The organism is Gordonia sp. (in: high G+C Gram-positive bacteria) (assembly GCF_047600565.1).
Taxonomy (GTDB): Bacteria; Actinomycetota; Actinomycetes; order Mycobacteriales; family Mycobacteriaceae; genus Gordonia.
In genome coordinates this window covers 827,762-850,911 of the sequence record NZ_JASGKN010000001.1, presented here as the reverse complement: position 1 = coordinate 850,911, position 23,150 = coordinate 827,762, and the positions used below count along the sequence as shown (strand labels likewise).

The 23,150-nt window shown below is 68.9% G+C and carries 18 protein-coding genes, 1 tRNA gene and 1 pseudogene; 5 read left to right on the top strand and 15 right to left on the bottom strand.

The features are described from left to right. The first annotated feature begins 27 nt into the window (after window positions 1-27). A complete protein-coding gene (locus QM774_RS04095) occupies window positions 28-1,824 on the top strand; it encodes an MFS transporter (protein WP_414974670.1) in 1,797 nt (598 codons plus the stop codon). On the opposite strand, the gene QM774_RS04090 is transcribed toward QM774_RS04095, so the two are convergent. From QM774_RS04090 to QM774_RS04065, 6 genes and pseudogenes are all read right to left on the bottom strand, one after another. After that, entirely contained in the window at window positions 1,821-2,813 is a 993-nt protein-coding gene (locus tag QM774_RS04090) for an IS481 family transposase (protein ID WP_414974669.1), read from the bottom strand. The genes QM774_RS04095 and QM774_RS04090 overlap by 4 nt on opposite strands. Window positions 2,814-2,919: 106 nt before the next feature. Beyond that, window positions 2,920-4,164, bottom strand: a complete 1,245-nt coding sequence (gene mshC / locus QM774_RS04085) for a cysteine--1-D-myo-inosityl 2-amino-2-deoxy-alpha-D-glucopyranoside ligase (protein ID WP_414974668.1) — start codon at window positions 4,162-4,164, stop codon at window positions 2,920-2,922. Between the two features lie 31 nt (window positions 4,165-4,195). Next, window positions 4,196-5,024 (bottom strand): annotated as a pseudogene (locus QM774_RS04080) (SCO1664 family protein). Continuing rightward, entirely contained in the window at window positions 5,021-5,728 is a 708-nt protein-coding gene (locus tag QM774_RS04075) for a DUF3090 domain-containing protein (protein WP_414974667.1), read from the bottom strand. The pseudogene QM774_RS04080 and the gene QM774_RS04075 overlap by 4 nt, the downstream one beginning before the upstream one ends. A 70-nt stretch (window positions 5,729-5,798) precedes the next feature. Next, the gene (locus QM774_RS04070) at window positions 5,799-6,482 is read right to left on the bottom strand and encodes an MSMEG_4193 family putative phosphomutase (RefSeq protein ID WP_414974666.1); all 684 of its coding nucleotides are present in this window, start codon (window positions 6,480-6,482) and stop codon (window positions 5,799-5,801) included. Between the two features lie 23 nt (window positions 6,483-6,505). Then, window positions 6,506-7,411 (bottom strand): undecaprenyl-diphosphate phosphatase, encoded by a 906-nt coding sequence (locus QM774_RS04065; protein ID WP_414974665.1) that lies wholly within the window; start codon window positions 7,409-7,411, stop codon window positions 6,506-6,508. A gap of 57 nt (window positions 7,412-7,468) precedes the next feature. Between QM774_RS04065 and QM774_RS04060 the strand changes: the two genes are divergently transcribed. Next, window positions 7,469-8,500, top strand: coding sequence for a YncE family protein (locus QM774_RS04060; RefSeq protein WP_414974664.1), 1,032 nt, complete (start codon window positions 7,469-7,471; stop codon window positions 8,498-8,500). A 14-nt stretch (window positions 8,501-8,514) separates the two neighbouring features. After that, a complete protein-coding gene (locus QM774_RS04055; protein WP_414974663.1) occupies window positions 8,515-9,612 on the top strand; it encodes a quinone-dependent dihydroorotate dehydrogenase in 1,098 nt (365 codons plus the stop codon). Between the two features lie 10 nt (window positions 9,613-9,622). Here QM774_RS04055 and QM774_RS04050 read toward each other — a convergent pair whose 3' ends face one another. From QM774_RS04050 to QM774_RS04015, 8 genes are all read right to left on the bottom strand, one after another. Then, window positions 9,623-10,165 carry a YbhB/YbcL family Raf kinase inhibitor-like protein gene (locus QM774_RS04050; RefSeq protein ID WP_414974662.1) on the bottom strand — a complete coding sequence of 181 codons (543 nt, stop codon included), beginning with the start codon at window positions 10,163-10,165 and terminating at the stop codon, window positions 9,623-9,625. A 75-nt stretch (window positions 10,166-10,240) separates the two neighbouring features. Next, complete coding sequence (locus tag QM774_RS04045; protein WP_414974661.1) at window positions 10,241-10,804, bottom strand: RNA polymerase sigma factor; 564 nt, start codon at window positions 10,802-10,804, stop codon at window positions 10,241-10,243. A gap of 112 nt (window positions 10,805-10,916) precedes the next feature. Next, on the bottom strand, window positions 10,917-11,336 hold the full coding sequence (locus QM774_RS04040) for a hypothetical protein (RefSeq protein ID WP_414974660.1): 420 nt from the start codon (window positions 11,334-11,336) through the stop codon (window positions 10,917-10,919). Between the two features lie 128 nt (window positions 11,337-11,464). Next, a complete protein-coding gene (locus tag QM774_RS04035) occupies window positions 11,465-13,783 on the bottom strand; it encodes an ATP-binding cassette domain-containing protein (RefSeq protein WP_414976585.1) in 2,319 nt (772 codons plus the stop codon). Between the two features lie 170 nt (window positions 13,784-13,953). Next, window positions 13,954-14,802 (bottom strand): hypothetical protein, encoded by an 849-nt coding sequence (locus QM774_RS04030; protein ID WP_414974659.1) that lies wholly within the window; start codon window positions 14,800-14,802, stop codon window positions 13,954-13,956. 92 nt (window positions 14,803-14,894) lie between these two features. Beyond that, window positions 14,895-16,775 (bottom strand): Hsp70 family protein, encoded by a 1,881-nt coding sequence (locus tag QM774_RS04025; RefSeq protein ID WP_414974658.1) that lies wholly within the window; start codon window positions 16,773-16,775, stop codon window positions 14,895-14,897. A 10-nt stretch (window positions 16,776-16,785) separates the two neighbouring features. Beyond that, entirely contained in the window at window positions 16,786-18,210 is a 1,425-nt protein-coding gene (locus tag QM774_RS04020; protein ID WP_414974657.1) for a dynamin family protein, read from the bottom strand. Continuing rightward, entirely contained in the window at window positions 18,207-20,039 is a 1,833-nt protein-coding gene (locus QM774_RS04015) for a dynamin family protein (RefSeq protein ID WP_414974656.1), read from the bottom strand. The genes QM774_RS04020 and QM774_RS04015 overlap by 4 nt, the downstream gene beginning before the upstream one ends. Before the next feature lie 223 nt (window positions 20,040-20,262). Here QM774_RS04015 and QM774_RS04010 point away from each other — a divergent pair, with 223 nt between their 5' ends. Next, window positions 20,263-21,567, top strand: a complete 1,305-nt coding sequence (locus QM774_RS04010; protein ID WP_414974655.1) for a hypothetical protein — start codon at window positions 20,263-20,265, stop codon at window positions 21,565-21,567. Window positions 21,568-21,615: 48 nt separating this feature from the next. Here the strand turns inward: QM774_RS04010 and QM774_RS04005 are convergent, their stop codons facing one another. Beyond that, complete coding sequence (locus QM774_RS04005; RefSeq protein WP_414974654.1) at window positions 21,616-22,950, bottom strand: M20/M25/M40 family metallo-hydrolase; 1,335 nt, start codon at window positions 22,948-22,950, stop codon at window positions 21,616-21,618. Between the two features lie 95 nt (window positions 22,951-23,045). Here QM774_RS04005 and QM774_RS04000 point away from each other — a divergent pair. Then, window positions 23,046-23,131, top strand: a tRNA-Leu gene (locus tag QM774_RS04000). Window positions 23,132-23,150 lie beyond the last annotated feature (19 nt).

The following is a 23,150-nucleotide window of genomic DNA, read 5'->3' as shown; positions in this document are numbered from 1 at the left end:
ACCACAGCCACGACCCGAGGAGACCCGATGACCACCTCCGCACCACCCGCCGCGAAGCCGTCGCCCACCGACCGGCCCGGCTACAAGTGGATCGCCCTGTCGAATACGACGCTCGGCGTGCTCGTCGCCACCATCAACAGCTCGATCGTCCTGATCGCCCTACCCGACATCTTCAAGGGCATCTCGCTGAACCCTCTGGAACCGAAGAACACCAGCTACCTGCTCTGGATGATGATGGGCTTCATGGTGGTGACCGCGGTCCTGGTGGTCAGTTTCGGGCGCCTCGGTGACATGTACGGCCGTGCACGCATGTACAACATGGGTTTCGCGGTGTTCACGATCTCGTCGATCTTCCTCGCGATCACCTGGTTCGACGGTGCGGGGGCGGCGATCTGGCTGATCGCCTGGCGCGTGATCCAGGGCATCGGCGGCGCGTTCCTGATGGCGAACTCGTCGGCGATCCTCACCGACGCCTTCCCTCCGGACCAGCGTGGTCTCGCCATGGGCATCAACGGCGTCGCCGGCATCTCCGGCTCGTTCCTCGGCCTGCTGATCGGCGGTGTCCTCGCCCCGATCCAATGGCACTACGTGTTCCTGGTGTCGGTGCCGTTCGGCGTGATCGGCACCATCTGGGCCTACATCATGCTGCACGACACCGGAGTGCGGACCCCGTCGAAGATGGACTGGTGGGGCAACATCACCTTCGCGGTGGGCCTGATCTCGATCCTGGTGGGCATCACCTACGGCATCCAGCCCTACGGTTCGTCGGACATGGGGTGGGCCAACCCGTATGTGCTGGCCGCGATCATCGGCGGCCTCGTGGTGCTGGTGGTGTTCGGCGTCATCGAGACCCGGGTCGACAACCCTCTGTTCAAGCTGTCGCTGTTCAAGAACCGCACGTTCACCTTCGGTAACGCCGCCAACCTGATGGCGTCGATCGGTCGTGGCGGCCTGCAGTTCATCCTGATCATCTGGCTGCAGGGCATCTGGTTGCCTCAGCACGGCTACGACTATTCGCGCACTCCCCTGTGGGCCGGTATCTACATGGTCCCGATGACCATCGGCTTCCTGCTGTCGGCACCCACGTCCGGCATCCTGTCCGACAAGTTCGGCGCCAAGCGGTTCACCACGATCGGCATGCTCATCACGGCGGCCACATTCGTGGCTCTGATCCTGATTCCGGTGGACTTCTCCTACCCGGTGTTCGCGATCATCCTGGTGCTCAACGGCATCGGTATGGGCCTGTTCTCCTCGCCGAACCGCGCCGAGGTGATGAACTGCCTGCCCGCCGACTCACGCGGCTCCGGTGCCGGCATGTTCGCCACCTTCCAGAACGCGTCGATGGTGCTCTCGATCGGCCTGTTCTTCTCGCTGATGATCGCCGGCCTGAGCAGTCGTCTGCCGCAGTCCATGTTCGACGGTCTGACGGCCGGTGGGCTGGATCCGCAGACCTCCAGCGCGATCGCCCATCTGCCGACCGTCGGTATCCTGTTCGCGGCGTTCCTGGGCTACAACCCGATCAAGATGCTGATCGGCGACAACACCGGCTCGCTGTCACCGGACCAGCTCCATCACCTGACGGGTCTGGAGTTCTTCCCGCGTCTGATCTCCGATCCGTTCGCCGACGGTCTGAGCGCGGCCTTCACCTTCGCGGTGGTGTGCTGCATTCTGGCCGCCGTCTTCTCGCTCTTCACCAAGGGCCACAAGCCCGTGGAGACCGAGACGAAGGTCGACGTCGACGCGACCGGATCGGATCCCGACGCCGAGCACCACGAGACGGTCGGCGAAGAACTGGCGGCGGCTGCAGGCGAGCTGGTCGACTAGGTGTAGTGCTCAGGCAGGTTGTTTGAGAGGCGGCTGATCGGAGGGCGCTTCTCGGTGGCGGTGTGGGGCCTGTGGTGATTGTAGAAGTGCAGCCAGGCTGGCAGGGCGGCTCGGCGTGCTGACTCTGAGTTGTAGTGCCGCGAGTAGGCCCAACCGTCGGCCAGGGTGCGGTGGAATCGTTCGATTTTGCCGTTCGTCTGTGGACGGTATGGGCGGGTGCGTTGGGGTCTTATACCAAGCTGGTTGCAGGCCCGTTGCCAGTCCTTGGATCGGTATGCCGAGCCATTGTCGGAGAGGACTCGCTGCACGCGAACCCCTCGATCGGCAAACCAGGACACGGCCCGCTGCAGCACACCGATCGCGGTGACCGCCTTCTCGTCGTCGTGGATCTCGGCGTAGGCCACGCGGGAGTGGTCATCGATGACGGTGTGCACGTAGGCGTGCCGCATTAACGGCTGACGGCGCTTGTTGCGTTCAGTGGCTGTGACTGCTCGGTTGCGGCCGCCTTGGCTGCGGCCGACAGAGCGCCACCCGCCGCCATCTGGGATGTTGCCGAGTTTTTTGACGTCGACGTGGATCAACGAGCCGGGTGTGTCGTGTTCGTAGCGTCGGATCGGTTCACCGGTCTTCACCTCGACATGAGAGAGCCGGTTGAGGCGGCACCGCACCAGCACCGCGTGCACCGTGGAGGCCGGCAGGTTCAACCGGCCGGCGATCTGGACTGGACCCCAGCGTTTACGGATCCGTAGGTGCACGATCTTCTTCACCACCGGCAGCGGCGTCCGGTTCGGATGAGAGTGCGGCCGCGAGGACCGATCGGCCATGCCTTCGGGTCCGAGCTCGAGGTACCGGCGGGCCCATTTCTGCGCCGTCGGCCAGGACACTCGGAAGTAGTCGGCAGCTGCACCAACTGACCATCCGTCATCGATGACCTTGCGCGCGAGCTTCAGCCGTTGTCGTGGCGTCAGTGCCGCATTAGCGTGGGACACGAGAACCTCCTGTTTTGCAGAGCGAGTGGTAAGCAAGCTCCACTCTGCCGGGAGGTTCTCTTCAGATCAGGGCAGCCAGATCAAACAATGTCCCTGAGCACTACAACTAGGCGAGCAGGTCGACGCCCAGCAGGGCGTCGACCGCGGCTGCCACCTCGGCCGGCGCCGACGCGGACGAGCCGATTCCGCGTCCGGTCTCGGCGGCCCAGCCGTCGATCGCGGCGAGTGCCTTCGGCGTGTCCAGGTCGTCGGCGAGATGCGTCCGGATGCGGGCGATCACGTCTGTCGCATCGGGCGCCGTCTCCGCCGAGACGGCGGCACGCCACCGGTCGAGGCGTTCGACGGCCTCCTGCAGCACCGCGTGGGACCACATGCGGTCCGATCGGTAGTGACCGGCGAGGAGCCCGAGCCGGATCGCCCCCGGGTCGACGCCTTCCGAGCGCAGCACGGACACCTTCACGAGGTTGCCGAGACTCTTCGACATCTTCTCGCCGTCCAGACCGATCATGCCGGTGTGGACGTAGTGCCGTGCGAACCGGCGGTTGCCGCTCAGGGATTCGCAGTGTGCCGCCGAGTATTCGTGGTGCGGGAAGATCAGGTCGCTGCCACCGCCCTGGATGTCGAACGAGTGCCCCAGGCGGGTGAAGGCGATGGCCGAGCATTCGATGTGCCAGCCGGGCCGTCCGGGACCGAACGGCGCGTCCCAGGACGGTTCACCGGGGCGCGCGGCACGCCAGAGCAGCGCATCGATCGGGTCGTGCTTTCCCGGCCGGTCCGGATCGCCGCCGCGCTCGGCGAACAGTTTCTCCATGGTGGCGCGGTCGTAGTTCGACTCGTATCCGAACACGGGTGTCGCGTCGGCCCGGAAGTAGACGTCCGGGAACTCGGGATCGTCGACGATGTAGGCGGCGCCCGAGTCGAGGAGCGTCTGCACGGCGTCCACCACCTCGGGGACGGCTTCCATCGCACCGACGTAGTCGCGCGGCGGCAGCACACGCAACGCCGTCATGTCTTCCCGGAACAGCTCGATCTCCCGGGTCCCCAGGTCACGCCAGTCCACTCCGTCGCGCTCGGCCCGCTCGAACAGCGGGTCGTCGACATCGGTGATGTTCTGGACGTAGTGGACGTCGTGTCCCTGGTCCCGGAGTACCCGGTTGACGACGTCGAATGCCAGATAGGTGGCCGCGTGACCGAGATGCGTGGCGTCGTAGGGCGTGATGCCGCAGACGTACATGGTGGCGACCGGACCGGGGGCGAGGGGTTTCACCTGCTGGTCGGAGGTGTCGTAGAGCCGCAGGGCGGGCCCGGTGCCGGGCAGCGACGGAAGCGAGGGCGACGGCCACGATTGCATGCCCTCAACTGTATGTCGCCGGGGCGAAGGCTCAGAACGGCGGCCAGGGAATGGCGCGCTGCATCGGCGCCCGGGGCATGACACCGGTGTCCACCAGATGGTCGATCCGGGCGAGCAGCGCCGCGATCTCGGTGTCGGTGAGGTGGTCGGGCAACCGGTCGAGCGGCGGTTCGCCGGCGGTGATCGCCGCCGCGAGCCGGGCCAGATCGTCGAGCAGTGCGGGGTCGACGGGTTCGCCGGCCCATCCCCACAGCAGAGTGCGCAGTTTCGGGTCGGCGTGCAGGCAGAATGCCGTGATCGATGCCGTAGACGCGCCCGTCGGCGTCGGTCAGGATGTGTCCGCCCTTGCGGTCGGCGTTGTTGAGCACCACATCGAGGACGGCCAGGCGGTGCAGCCGGTCGTCGAGGGCGTGGGCAATGGCGATGATGGTGCCGTCGTCCTCCTCGGCGCGCACCACCGGCGCATAGCCGTCCGGGACGTCGGCGATCGGGGCGATCTCGACGGGTTCCGGCACGACCGGCTCCTCGGGCTCCTCGATCCACCGCTGCACCATTCCCGGTCCGAGCTCTGCACCCTCCGGGCCATCGGCGCGCAGCACGGTCTCCGGGATCATCCCCCAGCCGAGCGCCTGGTCGATCGACGCCGACGCCACTTCGCGGCCTGCGAGAGTGCCGTCCGGGAAGTCCCAGAGGGGTGTCTCGCCGCGGACGGGTTTGTAGACGCAACGCAGACGTTGCCCGTCGAGCTCGGCGTCGCAGACCAGGGTGAGATTGCTGGCGCCGCGCACCTGGCCGTACAGCGAGAGGTGGCCGTCGGTCAGCAGGCGACGGATCGCCGCGGGATCCGTCGCGACGCTCATGCGTCGTCCGGCCGGTCGCGATCGTCGTGGGGGTCGTCGCCGGACTCGTCGGACTCGTCGTCGACGTCGAAGGCCGCGTCGAAGCCGGGCACCAGGCGTCCGAGCATGCCGAGCACCTCCGGGTCCACGAACTCGAGCGATCGGGACAGCTCCGCATCCCGCTTGTAGCCGTTGTTCCGGGCACAGATGTGACCGCCGGGGTCGAGCGGCTGGCGGCACAGCGGGCACAGGGGCCGGCCCGCCGCCACCACTTTCATCGACCGGGCCGCGAACTCGCGCGCCGACTCCGGTGTCATGAAGATCCGGACCGTGTCGGGGCCGTCGGCGGTGTCGTCGAGGATCACCGCCTCGTCGATCGGCTGCTCGGTGACGGCCAGCAGTTCGACGACCACCGATTCGGCCTCGGCATCCCAGCCGAGACCCATCGAGCCGACATGGAACTCGACGTCGATCGGCATGTGCAGCGGCGCCGCGTCGCGCACCTCGCCCTCGGGCGGCACCTGGGTCCCGAATCGGCGCTCGACCTCGTCCAGGAGGTAGCCGAGACGATCGGCCAGGATCAGAACCTGCTGTTTCTCGATCTGCACGGACAGGGTCTGCGCACCCTGATCGACCTGGAGGAAGAAGGTGCGATCGCCGGGCTGTCCGACGGTGCCGGCGACGAAACGCTCAGGATCCCGGAACTCGTGGATCTGCCGTGTCACCGCGCCGCCTCTCTCTTCGCCTGGTCGCTCTGTCGCCCACGGTACCTGCGACCGGCACCGCGCACGCAGGTCATGTGCCGGTCGATCCGCCGACGGCGGTCGCCTGCGCAGGCCGCGCCGGCAGCGTCACGGCGCCCGCGTTGTTGACGGTGTGCACCACCGTCTGGGGCGCGTACTGGACCACGCTGATGGAGGCGGGTGCGACGACGATGCGCTGGAAGTCGTCGAGTGCCATGCCGAGGGCGTCGGCCAGGATCGCCTTGAGGACGTCGCCGTGTGAGCACAGCACCCACGGGTGTGCGCCGTCGTCGCCGCCGTGCACGCGGTCGAGGGCCCGGACGGCGGCGGTGGCCCGGCGCGAGACGTCCGCCAGTCCTTCGCCGCCCGGGAACACCGCCTGGGACGGCGTGGTCTGCACGGTCTTCCAGAGCGGCTCGTTCACCAGGTCGCCGAGCCCGCGATTGGACCAGTCGCCGTAGTCGACTTCGACCAGATCGTCGACGACGACCTCCGGCACGGCCCCGGTGTCGCGGCCGGCGGTCGCGGCCAGCAGGGGTTCCACGGTCTGCCCGCAGCGCTCGAGGGGTGACCGCACGACGGCGGTCAGCCGGTCGAGGACGCCGTCGAGCCGGGTGGCCAGTTCGCGTGCCTGGGCGGTGCCGTGATCGTCGAGGAAGACGCCGGGTGTCCGGCCGGCGAGCAGCCCGGCCGTGTTGGCCGTCGAGCGTCCGTGCCGGACCAGGATCACCGTCATGCGTCCAGCCTAATGAGACCGGCCTAGGTGGCGCTGACGACTCCGGTGCACAGAAGGATGATCACGACGATGCCCAGCAGGATGCGGTAGCCGGCGAACCAGACCATCGAGTGTCCGCTGACGAACTTCAGCAGCCAGGCGATCGAGGCGTAGCCGAGGACGAACGCGATGAGCGTGGCGACCGCGATCTGGGCGCCGGACGCCGACAGTCCCTCGCCGCTGGGATGGAAGGCGTCGGGAAGGCTGAACAGTCCCGAGGCCAGCACGGCGGGAATGGCGATCAGGAAGGAGAACCGGAATGCGGCCTCGCGGGTGACGCCCATGAACAGTCCAGCGCTGGCGGTCGATCCCGACCGTGAGACGCCGGGGATCAGAGCGAGACACTGGGCCAGGCCCATCGCGATCGCGTCACGCGTGGTCAGCTGCTCCAGCGAACGCTTCTGGGTGGCGTACCGTTCGGCGGCGACGAATACGAACGAGAACAGGATCAGCACGATGGCGACCAGCCACAGATTGCGGCCTGCGGTGCGGATCTGATCTTTGAACACGTAGCCGAGCACGCCGATCGGAATGGTGGCGAGAATGACGTACCAGCCGATCCGGTAGTCCAGCCCGCGCGGGTCGGGGCCGACCCACAGCTTCCGGCGCTGCGCGAGACCCGGTGCGCGCTGCTGGATCTGTTCCTTGACGAGGTAGTTCACCCCGCTGAACCAGGCCTGCAGGATCCGCCAGATGTCCTTGGCGAAGAAGACCAGCACGGCCGCCTCGGTGCCGAGCTGGCTGACCGCCGTGAACGAGGCGCCGGCATCGTCGTGGAACCAGACCTCCGAGACGATCCGGAGATGGCCGGACGACGAGATCGGCAGGAATTCGGTCAGTCCCTGGACTGCTCCGAGAACGATGGACTGGGCCCAGGTCATGTCGGTCACGAGCGCCCACAGTACCCCGATGGGTCCGGGCCGGGAAGTACGGCGCAAGATGGAGTCATGCGCGTGCGACACAAGCTCCTCAGCGTTCTTTCAGCGCTGCTGCTCAGCGGGGTTCTCGCCGCGTGCGGTGGCGGCTCGGGCGACGATTCGGACGGGGCCGGCAAGGCCCTGCCACCCGCGACCGCAGCCGTGTCGCCGCGGAACACCGATACTCCGGCGGGCACGGTCGTGCCGGCACCGTCCGCCACCGGCCTGGCGGTGGCCGGCGACCGGATCGCGTTCGCCGGGGACGACGGCGCACTGCATCTGGCGACGGTCGCTGCGCCCGGGTCGGCGACGCCGACCGAGGTGCGCGATGTGAAGGCGCTCGCCGCCGACGGCGACGGTTTTCTGGTCGTCACCCCGAACGCGATCATCCGGGTGGCCGCCGACGGCACCCATCAGGACACGGCGGTGCAGGGCCGGTCGGAGCTCGACTCGGCGCTCAGCGTCGCCCGGGACGGTGACCGCGTTCTGGTCGGAACCCGGACCGGTCACGTGCTCGTCTTCGGTGCCGACGGACACCTGCAGCGTGACATCGGCGGCTTCGACCGGGTCGACGATCTCCTGGTCGGTCCGCCGACGGCGGCGCTGCCCGGACAGGTCGTGGTACTCGATCGCGCGCAGTCGCTGGTCGAGCCCATCGACGTCGAGAGCGGCGAGCACAAGGCGTCGCTGCGCGCCGGAAACGGTGCCGGCGGTGCCGTGATCGATCATTTCGGCCGGATCAGCGTCGCGAACACCCGTGACGGCGAGGTGCTGGGCTTCTTCGGCCAGCCGATCGTGATGCGTTTCCGCGCACCGGCCGGCGCCAGTCCGTACGCCGTCGCCTACGACGAGAAGCGCGACCTGCTGTGGGTCTCGACCACGGGCGACAACATCGCCACCGCCTACGATCCGTCGACCGGAGAGCCCCGCGAACGCGGCCGCGTCCCGACGGTCGGTCAGGTGTCGGCGATGGCGGTCGCCGGGGACGGCACCCTGCTCCTGCTGTCCGGTCGTGGGGACGGTCTGCAGGTGGTGCCCCCCGCCGTCCAGAATCTGCGCTGAGAGGAGCCTTCGACGTGCTGAATCGACTGAACGCGGTGCTGTACCCGTGGCTGATGAAGGCGATGTTCCTGGTGCCGCCCGAACGGATCCACCACGTGGCCTTCGCCTTCCTGCGGTTCGCGGGCGCGGCCCCCGGGGTCCGCAGCCTGACCGCGAAGGTGCTGCCCGCCCATGACGACGTGCTGCGCTCGAAGGTGTTCGGCGTCGACTTCCCCACCCCGATCGGCCTGGCCGCCGGTTTCGACAAGACGGCGAAGGCGGTGAACGCCTGGGGTCAGATCGGCTTCGGCTTCGCCGAGGTCGGCACCGTCACCGGACAGCCGCAGCCGGGCAATCCGGCGCCCCGGCTGTTCCGGCTGCCCGCCGATCACGCGCTGATCAACCGGATGGGCTTCAACAATCCGGGTGCGCAGGCCGCCGCCCGGACACTCGCCGGCCGTCGGCCGGGACCGGTGCCGGTGCCGATCGGCGCCAACATCGGCAAGACCAAGGTCGTGCCGGTCGACGAGGCGCTCGAGGACTACCGGTTCAGTGCGCGTCTGCTGGGTCCCCTCGCCGACTTCGTGGTGGTGAACGTCAGCTCCCCCAACACTCCCGGTCTGCGTGATCTGCAGGCGGTCGAGTCGCTGCGGCCGATCCTGGCCGCCGTCCAAGAGGTCGCCGGAGTCCCGGTTCTGGTGAAGATCGCTCCCGATCTGTCCGACGAGGATGTCGACGCGGTCGCCGATCTGGCCGTCGAGCTCGGGCTGGCGGGAATCGTGGCGACCAATACGACGATCAGCCGGGACGGGTTGACCACCCCGGCCGACGAGGTGGCGGCGATGGGTGCCGGCGGCCTGTCCGGCGCCCCGGTCAAGGAACGGGCCCTGCAGGTGCTGTCCCGGCTGCATGCGCGAGTCGGTGGCCGGGTGGCGCTGATCGGTGTGGGCGGCATCGAGACGGTCGACAATGCCTGGGACCGGATCCGCGCCGGTGCGGATCTGCTGCAGGTCTACACCGGGTTCATCTACGGCGGACCGGTGTGGCTGCGCGAGCTGAACGAGGGCCTGGCCCAGAAGGTCCGTGACGCCGGCTTCTCGTCGATCACCGAGGCGGTCGGCACCGGAGTCTGACCTCCTCGGGTCACTCCCCGCCCGGCTGCTCGAAGATTCCGGTCAGGCGCCCGCGCGCGATCGCGTGGGAGAACAGGTTGAAGCCCAGGAATGCCGGGCTGGCCCCGGCCGGCAGGTCGAGGGATTCGACGTCGACGGCGTGCACCACGAACATGTAGCGGTGGGGTCCGTGCCCGGGCGGCGGGCCGGCGCCGACGTACTGCTGGAGCGCCGCATCGTTGGTGAGCGTCTGAGCTCCGGACGGCAGCAGCTCCGATCCGGGTGCGCCCGCACCGCTCGACAGTGAGGTGACCGTCGCGGGAATGTCGGCGACCGCCCAGTGCCAGAACCCGGACGCGGTCGGGGCGTCGGGGTCGTAGACGGTGACGGCGAAGCTCTTGGTCTCGGCCGGGAATCCCGACCACGACAGCTGCGGTGACACGTCTCGGCCGCCGGCGCCGAAGATGGCCGACGCCTGCGGCAGCGGCAGGGTCTGACCTTCGGTGAAGTCCTCCGAGGTGACGGTGATCTCCGGCAGCGCCGGGAGCGCGGCGTAGGGGTCGTATTCGGTCACTGGCGTTTCCTCTCCCTCACGGTGTACGCCTCCCATCCTGCCGCAGTCCGGTGTTCGGCGCGGCCACACGAGACGCTAGGCGCCCAGATCCGGACCGAGCTGACCGCGGAGCGCGTCGCCGAGCTGCTTCCGGGCGCGGTTCAGTCGCGATTTCACGGTCTGGACCCCGACACCCTGGTGTTCGGCGATGTCGTTGTAGGTGAAGTCGGCGAACTCGCGAAGGACCACCGCCTCTCGTAGATCCTCGGAGAGTCCGGCCAGAGCGGCGCGCAGCGCGTCGCTGAGAGCGATCCGTTCGTCGAAGGCGATGCCGGCCGGATCGTCGGCGAGGTCGATCGCCTGATCGGGGTCGTTGAAGTCGGTGATCCGGGTGTCCGGGCGACGGCGGCGCACCACCTCGATGGCGTTGTTCGCGGCGATCCGGTGCAACCAGGTGCTGATCCGCGCCTCGCCGCGGAACTTCTCGAGATTGCGCCAGGCCGCCAGAAGGGTGGCCTGCAGAGCGTCCTCGGCGTCGTGCTGGTTCCCGCAGATCTGCAGGCAGACGGCCCACATCTGGTTGCGGTGAGCGGTGACGAGGTCGGCGAAGGCGTGCTGGTCGCCGTCCCGCGCCTGCATGAGTAGGACGCCTTCGTCCACGTCTCTCCCCGCTCTCGCTGCTTCCGCGTTCCCCAACGGGACGCGACTCGGCTCATCCTAGTGAGGCTGATCCTAGTGGGACCGTCCGGTCATTCCGTGGATCCGGGGCCCGTCAGAGACCGATGTCGCCGTGATGGCCGTTCAGGTCGTCGTGGCCGGCGGGGTCGTGATGGGCGTCGTGTCCCGGATCCAGCGCCGGCCCGTCGTGCTGGAGGCCGTCATGGTCCGGATCCTCGTGGTCGAGGCCGTCGTGGTGGGCGTCGTCGAGGCCGCCGAGATCCACGTCGACGTGATCGGGTGCGGCGCCGGCGTGGTGGGCGTCGTGGTCGGACGGATCGTCGACGACGATCACCTGCCCGTCGTCGTCGGGTATCGCGGGGTCGTCGTCCATGACCGGGACGGTCGAGTCGTCCGACGGCAGCGAGTCGTCGAAGGCGGCGTCGAGGGCGGCGGTCCAGACGTCCCCGGGCGGCGCGACGTCGTCGACCGTGATGCCCAGTTCGGCCAGGATCGAACCGTCTTCGTCGCTCATGCTTCCTCCTCTGTGGATCGGGGCGGTGTCACCGGATCACACCGGTCCACGCCTCGAGAATAGTTCGAGCGTCGACGGTTGGACGGACGCGACGCCGTGGAATGTTCCCCGGATCCGACGAATCGTGGTCATCGGGGCAGCCGCAGACGCGATGCGATGTAGGTGATGAGGGCGGTCGCGATGAGCATCAGTGCACTGGTCGCCAGGACGGCGTCGGCGACCGTCGGGTCCCACAAGCCCATGTCCTTGGTCTGCGGCGCCAGGGGTGCGTTGGCCCTCAGGTCGGTGGACATCGCGGCCCCGGCGTACCCCCAGTAGGACGGAAACAGCCAGGACAGCTGCGCGATCACCGGGGCGGTGAGCCGGAACAGTCCACCGCAGAACACCAGCTGAGCGATCACGACGATCACCAGCGGCGGCATGGTCTGCTCGGCTGAGCGCACCGTCGCCGAGATGGCCAGACCGACCAGGGTGCTGACGCAGGCCAGGGCGGCGACCGCCAGGATCAGTTCGATGGGGGCCGCGCCGAACACCCCGCCGGACGGCAGCCCTTTGCCCAGGTAGGCGATGGTGACCATGACGAGGGTCTGCAGTGTGGCCACCGCACTGAACACCGCGACCTTGGCGGACAGGTAGGCGGCGGGACGGAGACCGACTGCGCGTTCCCGCTCATAGACGTCGCGTTCGCCGACCAGGTCGCGCACGGTGACCGCGGTACCCATGAACACTGCTCCGATGGTGAGGACCACGAGGAGTTGGACGGCCTCGCCGGCGGTGTCCGGATCGCTGCCGAGCCCGAATCCCGACGATCCGGGAATGACGAGGGTCAGCAGGCCGAGGACGATCGGCATGATCGCGAGGAAGGCCAGGTACCCGGTGTCGGCCAGGATCAGGCGGAGTTGGCGCCGGGCGACAGTACCGGCCTGTCGCCGGGCGCCGGGACGCGGCGCACTGACGAGAGGCGTCGCCGTCGAGCAGGCGATCGGCCGCAGGCGGGGCTCGCGGGCGCTGCGTCGCCGGTGAGCGTCGTGCGCCTCGTCGGGATGGGCGGCCACGTGCGCGAAGATCTGCGCCCAGTCCGCAGTGCCCATGGCCTCCGGCACGTGCGCGGGCCGGCCGCGGTAGGCGGTCTTGCCGCCCGGTGCCAGCAGGAGCACCTGGTCGCAGAGGTTGAGGTAGGCCAGCGAATGCGTCACCACGATCACCACGCGACCGGCGTAGGCCAGGCGGCGCAGCGCCGCCATCACCTGTCGGTCCAGGGCGGGGTCCAGACCCGACGTGGGCTCGTCGAGGATCAGCAGCGACGGGCCGGTGAGCAACTCCATGGCGACGGAGGCACGCTTGCGCTGGCCGCCCGACAGGGTGTCGATGCGGGTGTCGAGGTGTGCCGACAGACCCAGTTCGTCGAGCACGGACGCGATCACGCGGTCGCGATCGACGGTGGACAGATCGGCGGGCAGCCGGATCTCGGCCGCGAACCGCAGCGCCTGCCGAAGCGTCAGCTTGCCGTGCACGACGTCGGACTGCGGCACCATGCCGATTCGGGTGCGCATCACCTCGTAGTCGGCGTGGACGTCGCGTCCGTCGAAGGTCACCTGGCCGGTCGTCGGTGCCGACAGCCCCGCGATGATGGTCGAGAGGGTCGACTTGCCTGCTCCCGACGGGCCGATGACGGCGGTGAGGGTGCCGGGGCGCGCGGTGAACTCGATGTCGCGCAGCAACTCCCGGCCGCCGTCGACGGTGAGACCCACACCCCGCACCTGCAGCCCGTCATCGCCGCGGTGCCCGTCACCGCGGAGGAGAGCGTTCCCGCTGACCGTGAAGTCGGTGTTGCCGACGGTGACCACCGCGCCGTCGTGCAGGACGCACTGCCCGACGCGCGCACCGTCGACGAAGGTGCCGTTGACACTGGCCAGGTCTTCGATGACCAGTCCGCCGGTGCGCCGCGTGATCCGGGCGTGCGAACGCGAGACCAGTGGATCGTCGACGACGACGTCGTTGAAGTCGGTCCGGCCGATGGTGACCGACCCGGTCAACGGCACCGCGTCCGGGTCACCGACGGGGCCGGCGGGTGCCGGCCCGGACTCCGGATACGCCGTGGCGGACGTGCCCGGGCCGCCCGGTGCCGCGGACTGCGCGCCGGCGAGGACGATCACCAGGGCCGGCGCATTACCCGGATCGCCGAGGTAGGCGGTGACCGCCGATATGACCGGGTACTCCCCCACGTCCCGGCCGTCGACGACGAGGTGTGCCTGCGCGTCGAGGCGCAGCAGCACCCAGCCGGCGCCCTGCCAGTCGATCGCGAGATGGTGCGCGGTGACCTGCGGGCCGGACACGACGATGTCGTTGTCGGCGGCGGAGCCGACGGTCAGCCGCCGGCGGCCGGCCAGGGCGTGCACCCGGCCGCCGATCGAGACGCTGCCGGGAGCTGGGGCGGTCATCGTCATCACGTTCGCTGTCCTTCGGCGAGGGGCGCGGACCGGTCGTCCGTGCGCTTCGGGGATTGGACGGGTCGCGGCACCGGAAATGTTCCCGGGCAGACGAAGGCCCCGGGCGGGTGACCGTGATGGTCACCCGCCCGGGGCCGGTGCGGCGATCGTGTGGCGCCAGGACGGGGTCAGAGTCCGATGTCGTGGCCGGGATCGGCCGCCGCCTCGTGCACGCCGCTCGCGTCCTGCAGGTCGGTGCCGTCGAGTCCGCCGGTGGTGCCCGGATCGGTCTCGTACGGCACCGCGCTGTCGTCGGGCAGGGTCGGGTCGATCGTCGAGTCGTCCGGGCCGCCGTAGACCGACGACACCTGGTCGATGATTCCGTCGCCGTCGGTGTCGGAGAGGACGGTGTCGGCGACGCCGTCGTGATCGGCGTCGAGGACCTGGGACTCCTGGTTGCCGTCGCCGTCCAGGTCGGCCAGGGTGACGTCGGGTGCGCCGTCGCCGTCCACGTCGTAGGTGGTGCTGACGACCTGGCCGTCGACGATCTCGTCCATCTGGTGGATCTGACCGTTCTGGTCCATCACGGCCCGGGCGTCGGTGCTGCCGTCGCCGTCGATGTCCTGCTCCTGAATGACGTTGCCCTGATCGTCCTGGTAGGTCAGGGTGTCGATCTTGCCGTCGGCGTTCTCGTCGCTCTCGACCAGGACGACACCGCCCTCGGAATCCAGGTAGACGTTCAGGTTGTTGCCGGCTTCATCGCTGACGTGCGCGACATCGGGGGTGCCGTTGCCGTCGACGTCGACGAGGGAGTCGAGGGTGACGCCTTCGGGAAGGCTGTCGGCGGAGAAGCCGCCGGTGCTCTCCGGGGCCGTCGGATCGGAAGGAGCGGCCGGATCGGAAGGAGCGGCCGGATCGGAAGGAGCGGCCGGATCGGAAGGAGCGGCCGGTCCGGAGGGGGTGCCCGGTGCAGCGGGAGCGGTCGGATCGGTCGCGTCGGAGACGGCGTCGCTGGTGGAATCGATCGGGTGGGACATGGCGTCCGCCTTTCTGGATCTCCCCGTCACCGGGGTCGTGCTGGTGTTGTCGCCAGATCAGACGTGACCGGCGTCCTGGAATGTTCCCCGGATCAGTTAATCAATCCTGATCGACTCAGGAAGGTCTTTCCGGCGTCCACCGATTTGAGGCCGTAGACGTTCGCGATCAGGTCGTTCGCCGTGGACACGTAGTTGATGCCGTAGTCGCTGCTCCCGACGGATTCGTCGATCTCTCCGGCGGCGGTCCGGCCCTGATCCTCGACCAGCGTGCCCTTGCCCTTCGAGTAGACGCCGTTGCGGATGTTCACGATGCGGCTGCCCGCCTCGTTCGGATCGACGTAGAACTCGATGGTGTAGCCGTAGTCGGTGGCGCCGAGTCCGCCGAGCGATCCGTCGGCTTTGAGGTCGCAGCGGATCTGCAGGGCCTGGCTACTGCTGAACCCGCTCTTTTTGCAGTCGTCGACTTCGCTCCGCAGGCTCGACGGCAGCGCGGCCATGAGGGTGTTCTCATCGGTGACGGGCGCATCCGCGGACGTCGAACCGCCACCGGATCCACCCTGGTCGCCGCCGTGGTCGCCGCTGCCGAGCGCCTTGACCACCCCGAAGACGATGCCGGCGACGGCCAGCAGGGCGACCACACCTCCGGCGATCTTTCCCCACGGCTTGTTCGAGGTTCCCGCACCGGAGGCACCGGCCGTCATCAGTCCGGCAGGAGCACTGACCGGTCCGCTCACCGGGCCGCTGATCGACTGCTGGGCGGCGGGTCGCGGCGGGACCGTCGGGTAGCGCGCGGCCGGCGCCGCGGGCACGGCGGCGGCCGGGGCCTGCGGGTACGGGGTCGCCGTCTGGTGGGGAGCGGTGCTCGCCGAGTTCTCCGCATTCGCCACCACCAGGGCGCCCTGCGCGACGACGGTCTTCGGATCGTCGAGCGTGGCCACCCGGCCGAGTTCGGAGAGTCGCTGCTGCACGAGAGGGATCCGGGAGGACCCTCCGGTCAGGTAGAGGGCCGTCAGCTGATCGGGGTGTGCGATCCCCCCGTCCAGGAGAGTGGCCCGGGTCAGCCGGATCGCCTGGTCGATCGCCGGTGCGATCAGCTCGTCCAGTTCGTCGCGGGTGATCTGCAATGTCTGCCGCCCGGAGGGAGTGGTGACGGTGATGGTGGCCGACGGCGCCTCCGACAGAAGTTCCTTGGCGCGCCGGATCGAGTCCTGCATAGCCTGCACCACGTCCACCGGTGCCTCGGTCCGGAGCCAGTCCACCGCCTGCGGGTCCCGTTCGTCGAGACGCTCCTCGACCCACCGCTGGACGAGGGCGTCGAGGTTCTTGCCGCCGAGCCCGTTGTCGCCGCGGGCCGCGACCACCTGGAAGCCCCGGCCCGCGCCCGAGCCCGTGGAGGGGACGGTCAGCACCGCCACGTCCAGGGTGCCGCCGCCGAAGTCGAAGACGCCGATCTTGGCGCCCGGCTGCATGGCGTGCGAGCGCGAGTAGTGGGCGGCCGCCGCGCGCGGCTCGGAGACGGTGATGATCCGGGACGGATCCACACCGGCCTGCCGGGCGGCATCGATGAGGACCTGGATCTGTTCACCAGACCATGCTTCGGGGTGTGTCAGCACGACGCGCGACTGCGGCTGTCCCGCATGGGCCGCCTTGCCGCGCTCGATGACGGCGCTCATCACGGCCGCGACCGGCGCCGAGGTCGGCATGGTGACACCGCCGACGGTGCAGGTCGGCGCACCGGTGATCAGGCGTTTCGGCGAGGCGACGAATCCGGCCGGATCGACCAGGGCCGCATTCACCGCGGCGTCGCCCACGCTGATCTGCTGCGGGCCGGTGACGTGCACGGCCGACGGCATGAGGTTGCCGGCGTGGGTGAGCGGCAGCGTCTCGATACCGCGGCTGGTGGCGCCGGAATGCGCAGCCGCCGAATTCGAGGTGCCGAAGTCGATCGCCAGGATCCAGTCGTCGAGTGCCATCTGCGTCGTCCTAGGTGAGTCGGGGGTCGGTAGACATCTGGGTATAGGTGCGGATCAGGGTCACCAGCGCCGCGTCTTCGGCGGCCGAGCTGGTGGCCAGTGATCGCTGCTGCGCCGTCGCGAGTCGTCGCTGCGCCTCGGCGACGATCGCGTGCCGTGGGGCGTCGTCGGGTAGTCCGACCTGACCGGCCGCCGTTGCGGCGGTGAGGATGGTCGCCAGTTCACCGGTCGCCGACGCGCGCGGATCGGTGCGCAGCATTCGCTGGTAGTCCTCGAGGACCGCCACCATGTTGAGCTGCGGGGTGGTCCGCAGATAGGTGGTCAGGGAGCGGATCTGATCGCGGGACGGGTGGTTGAAGGCCAGCCGGTCCATGTGCTCGAGGATCCGGTGCGCGCGGTGCAGGATCGCGAAGCGGGCGATCGACGACTGCAGGCGCGCGGTGAGCCGTCCGACGCCGGAGCGGTCGGCCAGCCAGGCGTTGAGGGCCGCGGCGCCGCCCATCGCGACGGTCCGGCCGTGCAGGACCCCGTACTCGCCGAGGAGTTCCAGAAGCTGGATCCGCATGTCCAGGGGCAACACGCTCACCGCGGTGTCGTCGTCGAACAGCCGGAGGACCTCGAGGGGTGAGAGCGGCGCGAGTCGAGCCAGTGCGGCGGCGTGCTGTTCGGTGAGCATGCCGGTGTGACTGGTCTGCGCCATCAGTCCGGACACCGGAACCACGCCGCTGACCAGGGTGGACAGTCGGCCGGCCAGGCGGTCGGCGTGCTCGCTCGCGTGCTGGATCGGATCGCGGCGTCCCATCGCCCCTTCGCCGAACGCGTCGGCCCGCGAGAGCACACCGAGCATGTTGAGCGGGGTGAACGGGAGGCTGGACAGGAATTCGATCTCGTCGGCGCGCGGTTCGGCGTCGAACAGGAAGACCGCGGCGTCGGCATCCACCGATGCGCCCTGCGTCTGCTCGAATCCGTCGATCGTCGCGCGGCGGGTCGCGGCGTCGTTCGCGGTGGTCAGTGTCGACAGCCCCGGGGTGTCGATGAGCGTGCTGCGCCGCAGGGCCGCCGAGGGCAGCCAGCGATCGACGAACCGGATGTCGGGGGTCTCCAGCGGCAGTCGTGACACCCGGCCGTGGTGGACGGGGACCGGGTAGCGGCGCCCGTCCATGCCGACGACCTCCGCCCGGGACGGGCTGCCGTCCTGGTAGACGGTGACCACGTTGGTGGCTTCGAGCGCTGCCGTCTCCGCGACCGGTGCACCGATCAATGCGTTCACCAGGGTCGACTTGCCGGCCTTCAGGCGGCCGACCACGACGATGCGTGGCGGGGACCAGAGGATCGCGCCGATGGAGTTGGCCTTGGTGGGCAGATCGCCCCCGAGAGATGCGAGGCGGCGGAGGCCGTCGTCGAGGACGTCGTGGATCGGATCCGTCGCGGTCATCGGTGCACCCCGTCCCCGCCGGTGGCCGTGAGGTAGCCGCGGGCCGCGGCGAGCCGCTTGTCGACGACGTCGAGGTTCGTCGTGAGACGCGCGATCTTCTTGGCGCGGGTGGCGGCGTCCTGCTCGCTGGTCTTGCGCACCTCGGTGATCGTCTGCTGCAGGGTCTCGATGTTCTCCCGCAGGTATTCGCGGTAGCGGATGACGATCTCCGGTCGGGCCTGGGCGACGACGGCTTCCAGCAGTCGCGCCGTGGATGCCTTGGTGGCGCCGATCGTCTCGCGCAGCCAATTGAGCAGATTGGCCTTGCCGGCCCGGACGGCCCGGAATCCGAGGTTCACCCCCACCCACACGGTGCCGACGACCAGACCCACACCCATCAGCGCGGACAGACCGAGTACGCCGCCGAGGGTCGACGAGCCGACCACACCCATCGTGAGCAGGGTCGGGTCGAGGAGGCCGTGACGTTTGCTCGCCACCTGGTGGGTTTCGATCCGGCGGTTCTGGAGCGAGGCGGCGATCTGGTTCGACAGGTCCGCCCAGACCGACGGATCGTCCGCGAAGCGCGGGGCGATCACGCTGTCGTGCAGCCGTTGCACGAACTCCCCCACCGTCTGGGTCATGGCGCCCTGCAGATCGGCCTGCATGTCGGCGGTGAACTTCTGTTCACTGCGGCGCAGCACCTGCATCCCGTGAGTGTTGACGTAGGTGGTCCATTTGTCGCGGATCGCGTCGAGGCGGCGGTCGAGATCGTCGACCGCACCCTGACGGAGCAGGGTCAGGTCGCGACCCAGGTACTGCTCCCACTGCCGCGACTGGGCCTTGAGCTCGGTGAGCCGGGCCATGTCGGCGTCCAGGTCGGGCAGCGCCGCAGCGCCGGCCTGAACCGCTTCCAGTTCCCGGGCGATCCGGGTCCGGACGGCCTCCAGTCCACCGACGCAGGTGTGCACCGCATTGCGTTCAGGACGGTCGGCGACACGGTCGAGTCGTTCGGTGAGGGCTCGGCGCAGCGTCGCGATGCCGCTCTCGGATTCGAGGGCGGCACGATCGGCGGGCGCCGGGGCGTTCTCGGCCATCACGGCGAGCAGACTCGACACACCGAGCACCGGGACGGGCCGCCCCAGCTCGCGCTGCAGGATCCGCTCGTTCTCGGCGACGATCTGCCGCCAGCGGCGCAGATTCTTGTCGGTCTTGGTGACGACCACGATCACCGCGTCGACGGTGGCGGTCGCCTCGCGAACGAACTCCATCTCCGGCGCGGTGATCGGCGAGGAGGCGTCGCACACCAGAAGCAGGACGCATGCCTGCTGGGTGGACTGCGATGCCAGCTTGGCCAGGCCGCGGTCCAGCCCGCCCACGCCGGGAGTGTCCACCAGGGTCAGGTTGGTCAGGCGGTCGGAGCGGACTCCGATGGCGGCACCGGTCGGTAGCTCGTCGACGGCCGGGTCGGTCAGTCTGGCCCCGTCGGTGGTCACCCAGTCAGGCAGTTCCGCCGGGGGGACCGCCCGCGCCCCGGACGGGAAGAACAGCTCCGCGGTGACGTCGGAGGCCTGCGCCGGATCCGGTGTCACCGATACCGCGACGGACGAGGTCACATCGACGCCCACCGGACACAGATCACCCCGACCGACGAGTGCGTTGACCAGGGAACTCTTGCCGCGTTGCACTTCGCCGGCCACCACGACGGTCCGCAGCTGGCGTTCCGGGTCGAGTTTGGTCTCGGCGAGGTCGGCAACCGAATCCATCTTGTAGGCACGCAGCACCTTGGCCGAGTCCGCAACGATCTGCGCGGCCTCGTCGTGCGCAGGAGTCGGCGACGACGCGTGTTCCATCAGTCGTCACCCCCTCCATGTGTTCGATCGATGATGACGATACCGATTGTGAGCATTGCTACTCTTACACGCCTGTACCGGCGTGGTGCCGGTGCCCCCGGCCCCACCCCGCCGACGGATACCTGTGACCCGGGTCATAAGCTCGTGGCGGATCGGGTCCGGAACAAACCGGCTCGGTCGCACCGTCCAATGTGCGACCGTCCCGACTCTCACTGGAGGAAGCATGACCCCCACCCCGACTACGGCCGCCTTGACGCGAACGGGTGCCGCCGCCCTCGCGATCACCACCTCGGCGGTGCTGCTGACCGGTTGCACCGGCGGCTTCGGCTTCGGCAACAAGCACAAGAACGCCTCGCCGTCGACGGCCGCCACCGCGTCGGTGGACGTCTCCGCCCTCGATACCGGTAGCTACCCCACCTCGCCGCGCCCCGAGTTCGGCAAGCCCGACGACGACGAGATCGCGAACGTCGAGGGTCAGCGGATGGCGCAGTTCACCCTGGTGCCGTTCGAAATCGACCCGGACCTGACCCGGGTCGCGATGCCCAACGGCGTGATCGGCAGCCAGGGCGCCACCTCGGCCATGTTCAGTAAGGAGCTGCGGGAGGTGCCGGCGAACGCGAAGATCATGACCGGTTTCGTCGCGACCGCGGCGACGCCGCAGGATCAGTTGCGGTCGGGCGTCGACCGTTCGGTCAACAACGCCGTGCTGCGGTACGTGACCGCCGAGGACGCCACCCAGGCCGCCCAGCAGATGGCGCAGGCCGGTGCGGCCGGTGACGGCGCCTCGACCGTCACCCTTCCCGGACTGCCGGACACGCTGGCCGTGCAGAAGGTGACCGGTGACGACTCGTCACTGATGACCTTCACTCCGCACGACGATTACGTGCTCTATCAGTGGTACGGCACCACCAAGAACGAGCAGGACAAGCAGATCCCGACGCTCACCAAGTCGATCAAGGCGCAGGCCGATCTGATCGACAAGTTCCCGAAGACGCTGACGAAGGCCGAAGCCGCCGAGAAGGGCGTCACCGGATCGACGCGGCCCGAGATGGATCAGAACAAGATCCTCATCTATGCGCTGCCGTATTCCGACCAGGAACTGAAGGACGGGATGGCCAACGACAGCGGTGCGTCACGCGCGGTCTACGGTCCGCGCGGCATGGCGATGCGGTCGACCGACCCGCGCGGCGACTACGACCTCCTCACCTCCGTGGGTGCGGTGAACACCGCCGTGGACAAGTCGAACGTCTACCGGGCCAGCACTCCCGAAGGCGCCGCCAAGATCGTCGACAGCTTCGTCAACGATCAGAAGTCGTCCGGGGCGTCGCCGATCGCGAGCCCGAAGGGTCTCTCCGATGCCAAGTGCTTCAAGGCTTCCGGCACGATGGGATCGACCTACTTCTACTGCCTGGTGCAGAACGGACGGTACGTCGGTGAGGTGTCGGCCGAGTCCGAGAAGGACGTCGACCAGCGCACGTCGGCGCAGTACGTGATTCTGACCAAGGCCGATCAGAGCACGCCCAACTGATCGTCCACGGCGGCCGGTTCCCTGTCCGGGGAGCCGGCCGTCGTGCTGTCAGCAGTGGGCCAGGAAGTGCTCGAGCACCCGGGTTCCGAAGATCACGGCGTCGACGGGCACCCGCTCGTCCACCCCGTGGAAGAGTGCGGAGAAGTCCAGGTCGGGTGGCAGTTGAAGCGGCGCGAAACCGAAGCACCGGATGCCGAGCTTCGCGAACGCCTTGGCGTCGGTGCCGCCGGACAGCATGTACGGCACGGTGCGGCCGGCCGGATCGTGCGCGAGGATCGCGTCGTTCATGGCGTCGACGAGGTCACCGTCGAACGTCGTCTCGTAGGCGTCGAGCTTGGTGATCCATTCGCGCTGAACGTTCGGGCCGATCAGTTCGTCGATGGTCTTCTCGAATTCGGCCTGACGGCCCGGCAGCACCCGGCAGTCGATCACCGCTTCGGCGGTCTGCGGGATCACGTTGGCTTTGTAGCCGGCCGACAGCATGGTCGGGTTGGCGGTGTCGCGGAGGGTCGCCCCGATGATCCTCGCGAGATTGCCGATCTTGAACAACGCCGACTCCAGGTCGGGGGTGTCCGGGCTGAAATCGAGTCCGGTCTCGTCGGAGAGCGCCGCCAGGAACTCCGCCACCGATTCGGTCATCACCAGTGGAAACGTGTGGGCGCCGATCCGGGCCACCGCGGAGGCGATCTCGGTGACCGCGTTCTCGTCGTGCAGGAACGAGCCGTGTCCGGCGCGGCCCGACGCCGTCAGCCGCATCCACGACAGTCCCTTCTCCGCCGTCTCGACCAGATAGAGACGACGGACGTCGCCGTCCGGACGGTCCACGGTCAGGGAGAATCCGCCGACCTCACCGACCGCTTCGGTCACGCCGTGGAACAGGTCGGGGCGGTGGGCGACCAGCCAATGCGACCCCCAGGTGCCGCCCGCCTCCTCGTCGGCGAGGAACGCGAACACCAGGTCGCGCGGCGGCACCACGCCGTCGCGCTTCAATTGCCGGGCCAGAGCGAGCACCATGCCGGCCATGTCCTTCATGTCTACGGCACCGCGACCCCAGATGTAGCCGTCACGGACCGCCCCGGAGAACGGATGGACGCTCCAGTCCTCGGCGGCGGCCGGCACGACGTCCAGATGCACGTGGATCAGCAGTGCGCCGCGGGTCGAGTCCGCCGGTCCCGCGAGCCGTGCGAACACGTTGCCGCGGCCCGGCTGGCCCGACTCGACGTATTCGGTCACGTACCCGGCGTCCTCGAGCTGCTGCGCCACCCATTTCGCGCAGTCCTCCTCACCGCGAGTGGTCTCGAGCTCTCCGGTGTTCGACGTGTCGAACCGGATCAGCCGGCTCACCAGGTCCACCACTTCGTCGGTCGCGCGCGGGGTGTTCACACCTCATTCCTAGCCGATGGCGCGGGGATTTGGGATACCCGGTCACCGTTGGTTAAAGTTATGCGGCACACCGCCTCGCGGTGAGCGAGCACCGAGTCCGGGTGGCGGAATGGCAGACGCGCTAGCTTGAGGTGCTAGTGCCCTATTAACGGGCGTGGGGGTTCAAGTCCCCCTCCGGACACCGAAGAGGAACCCCGGTA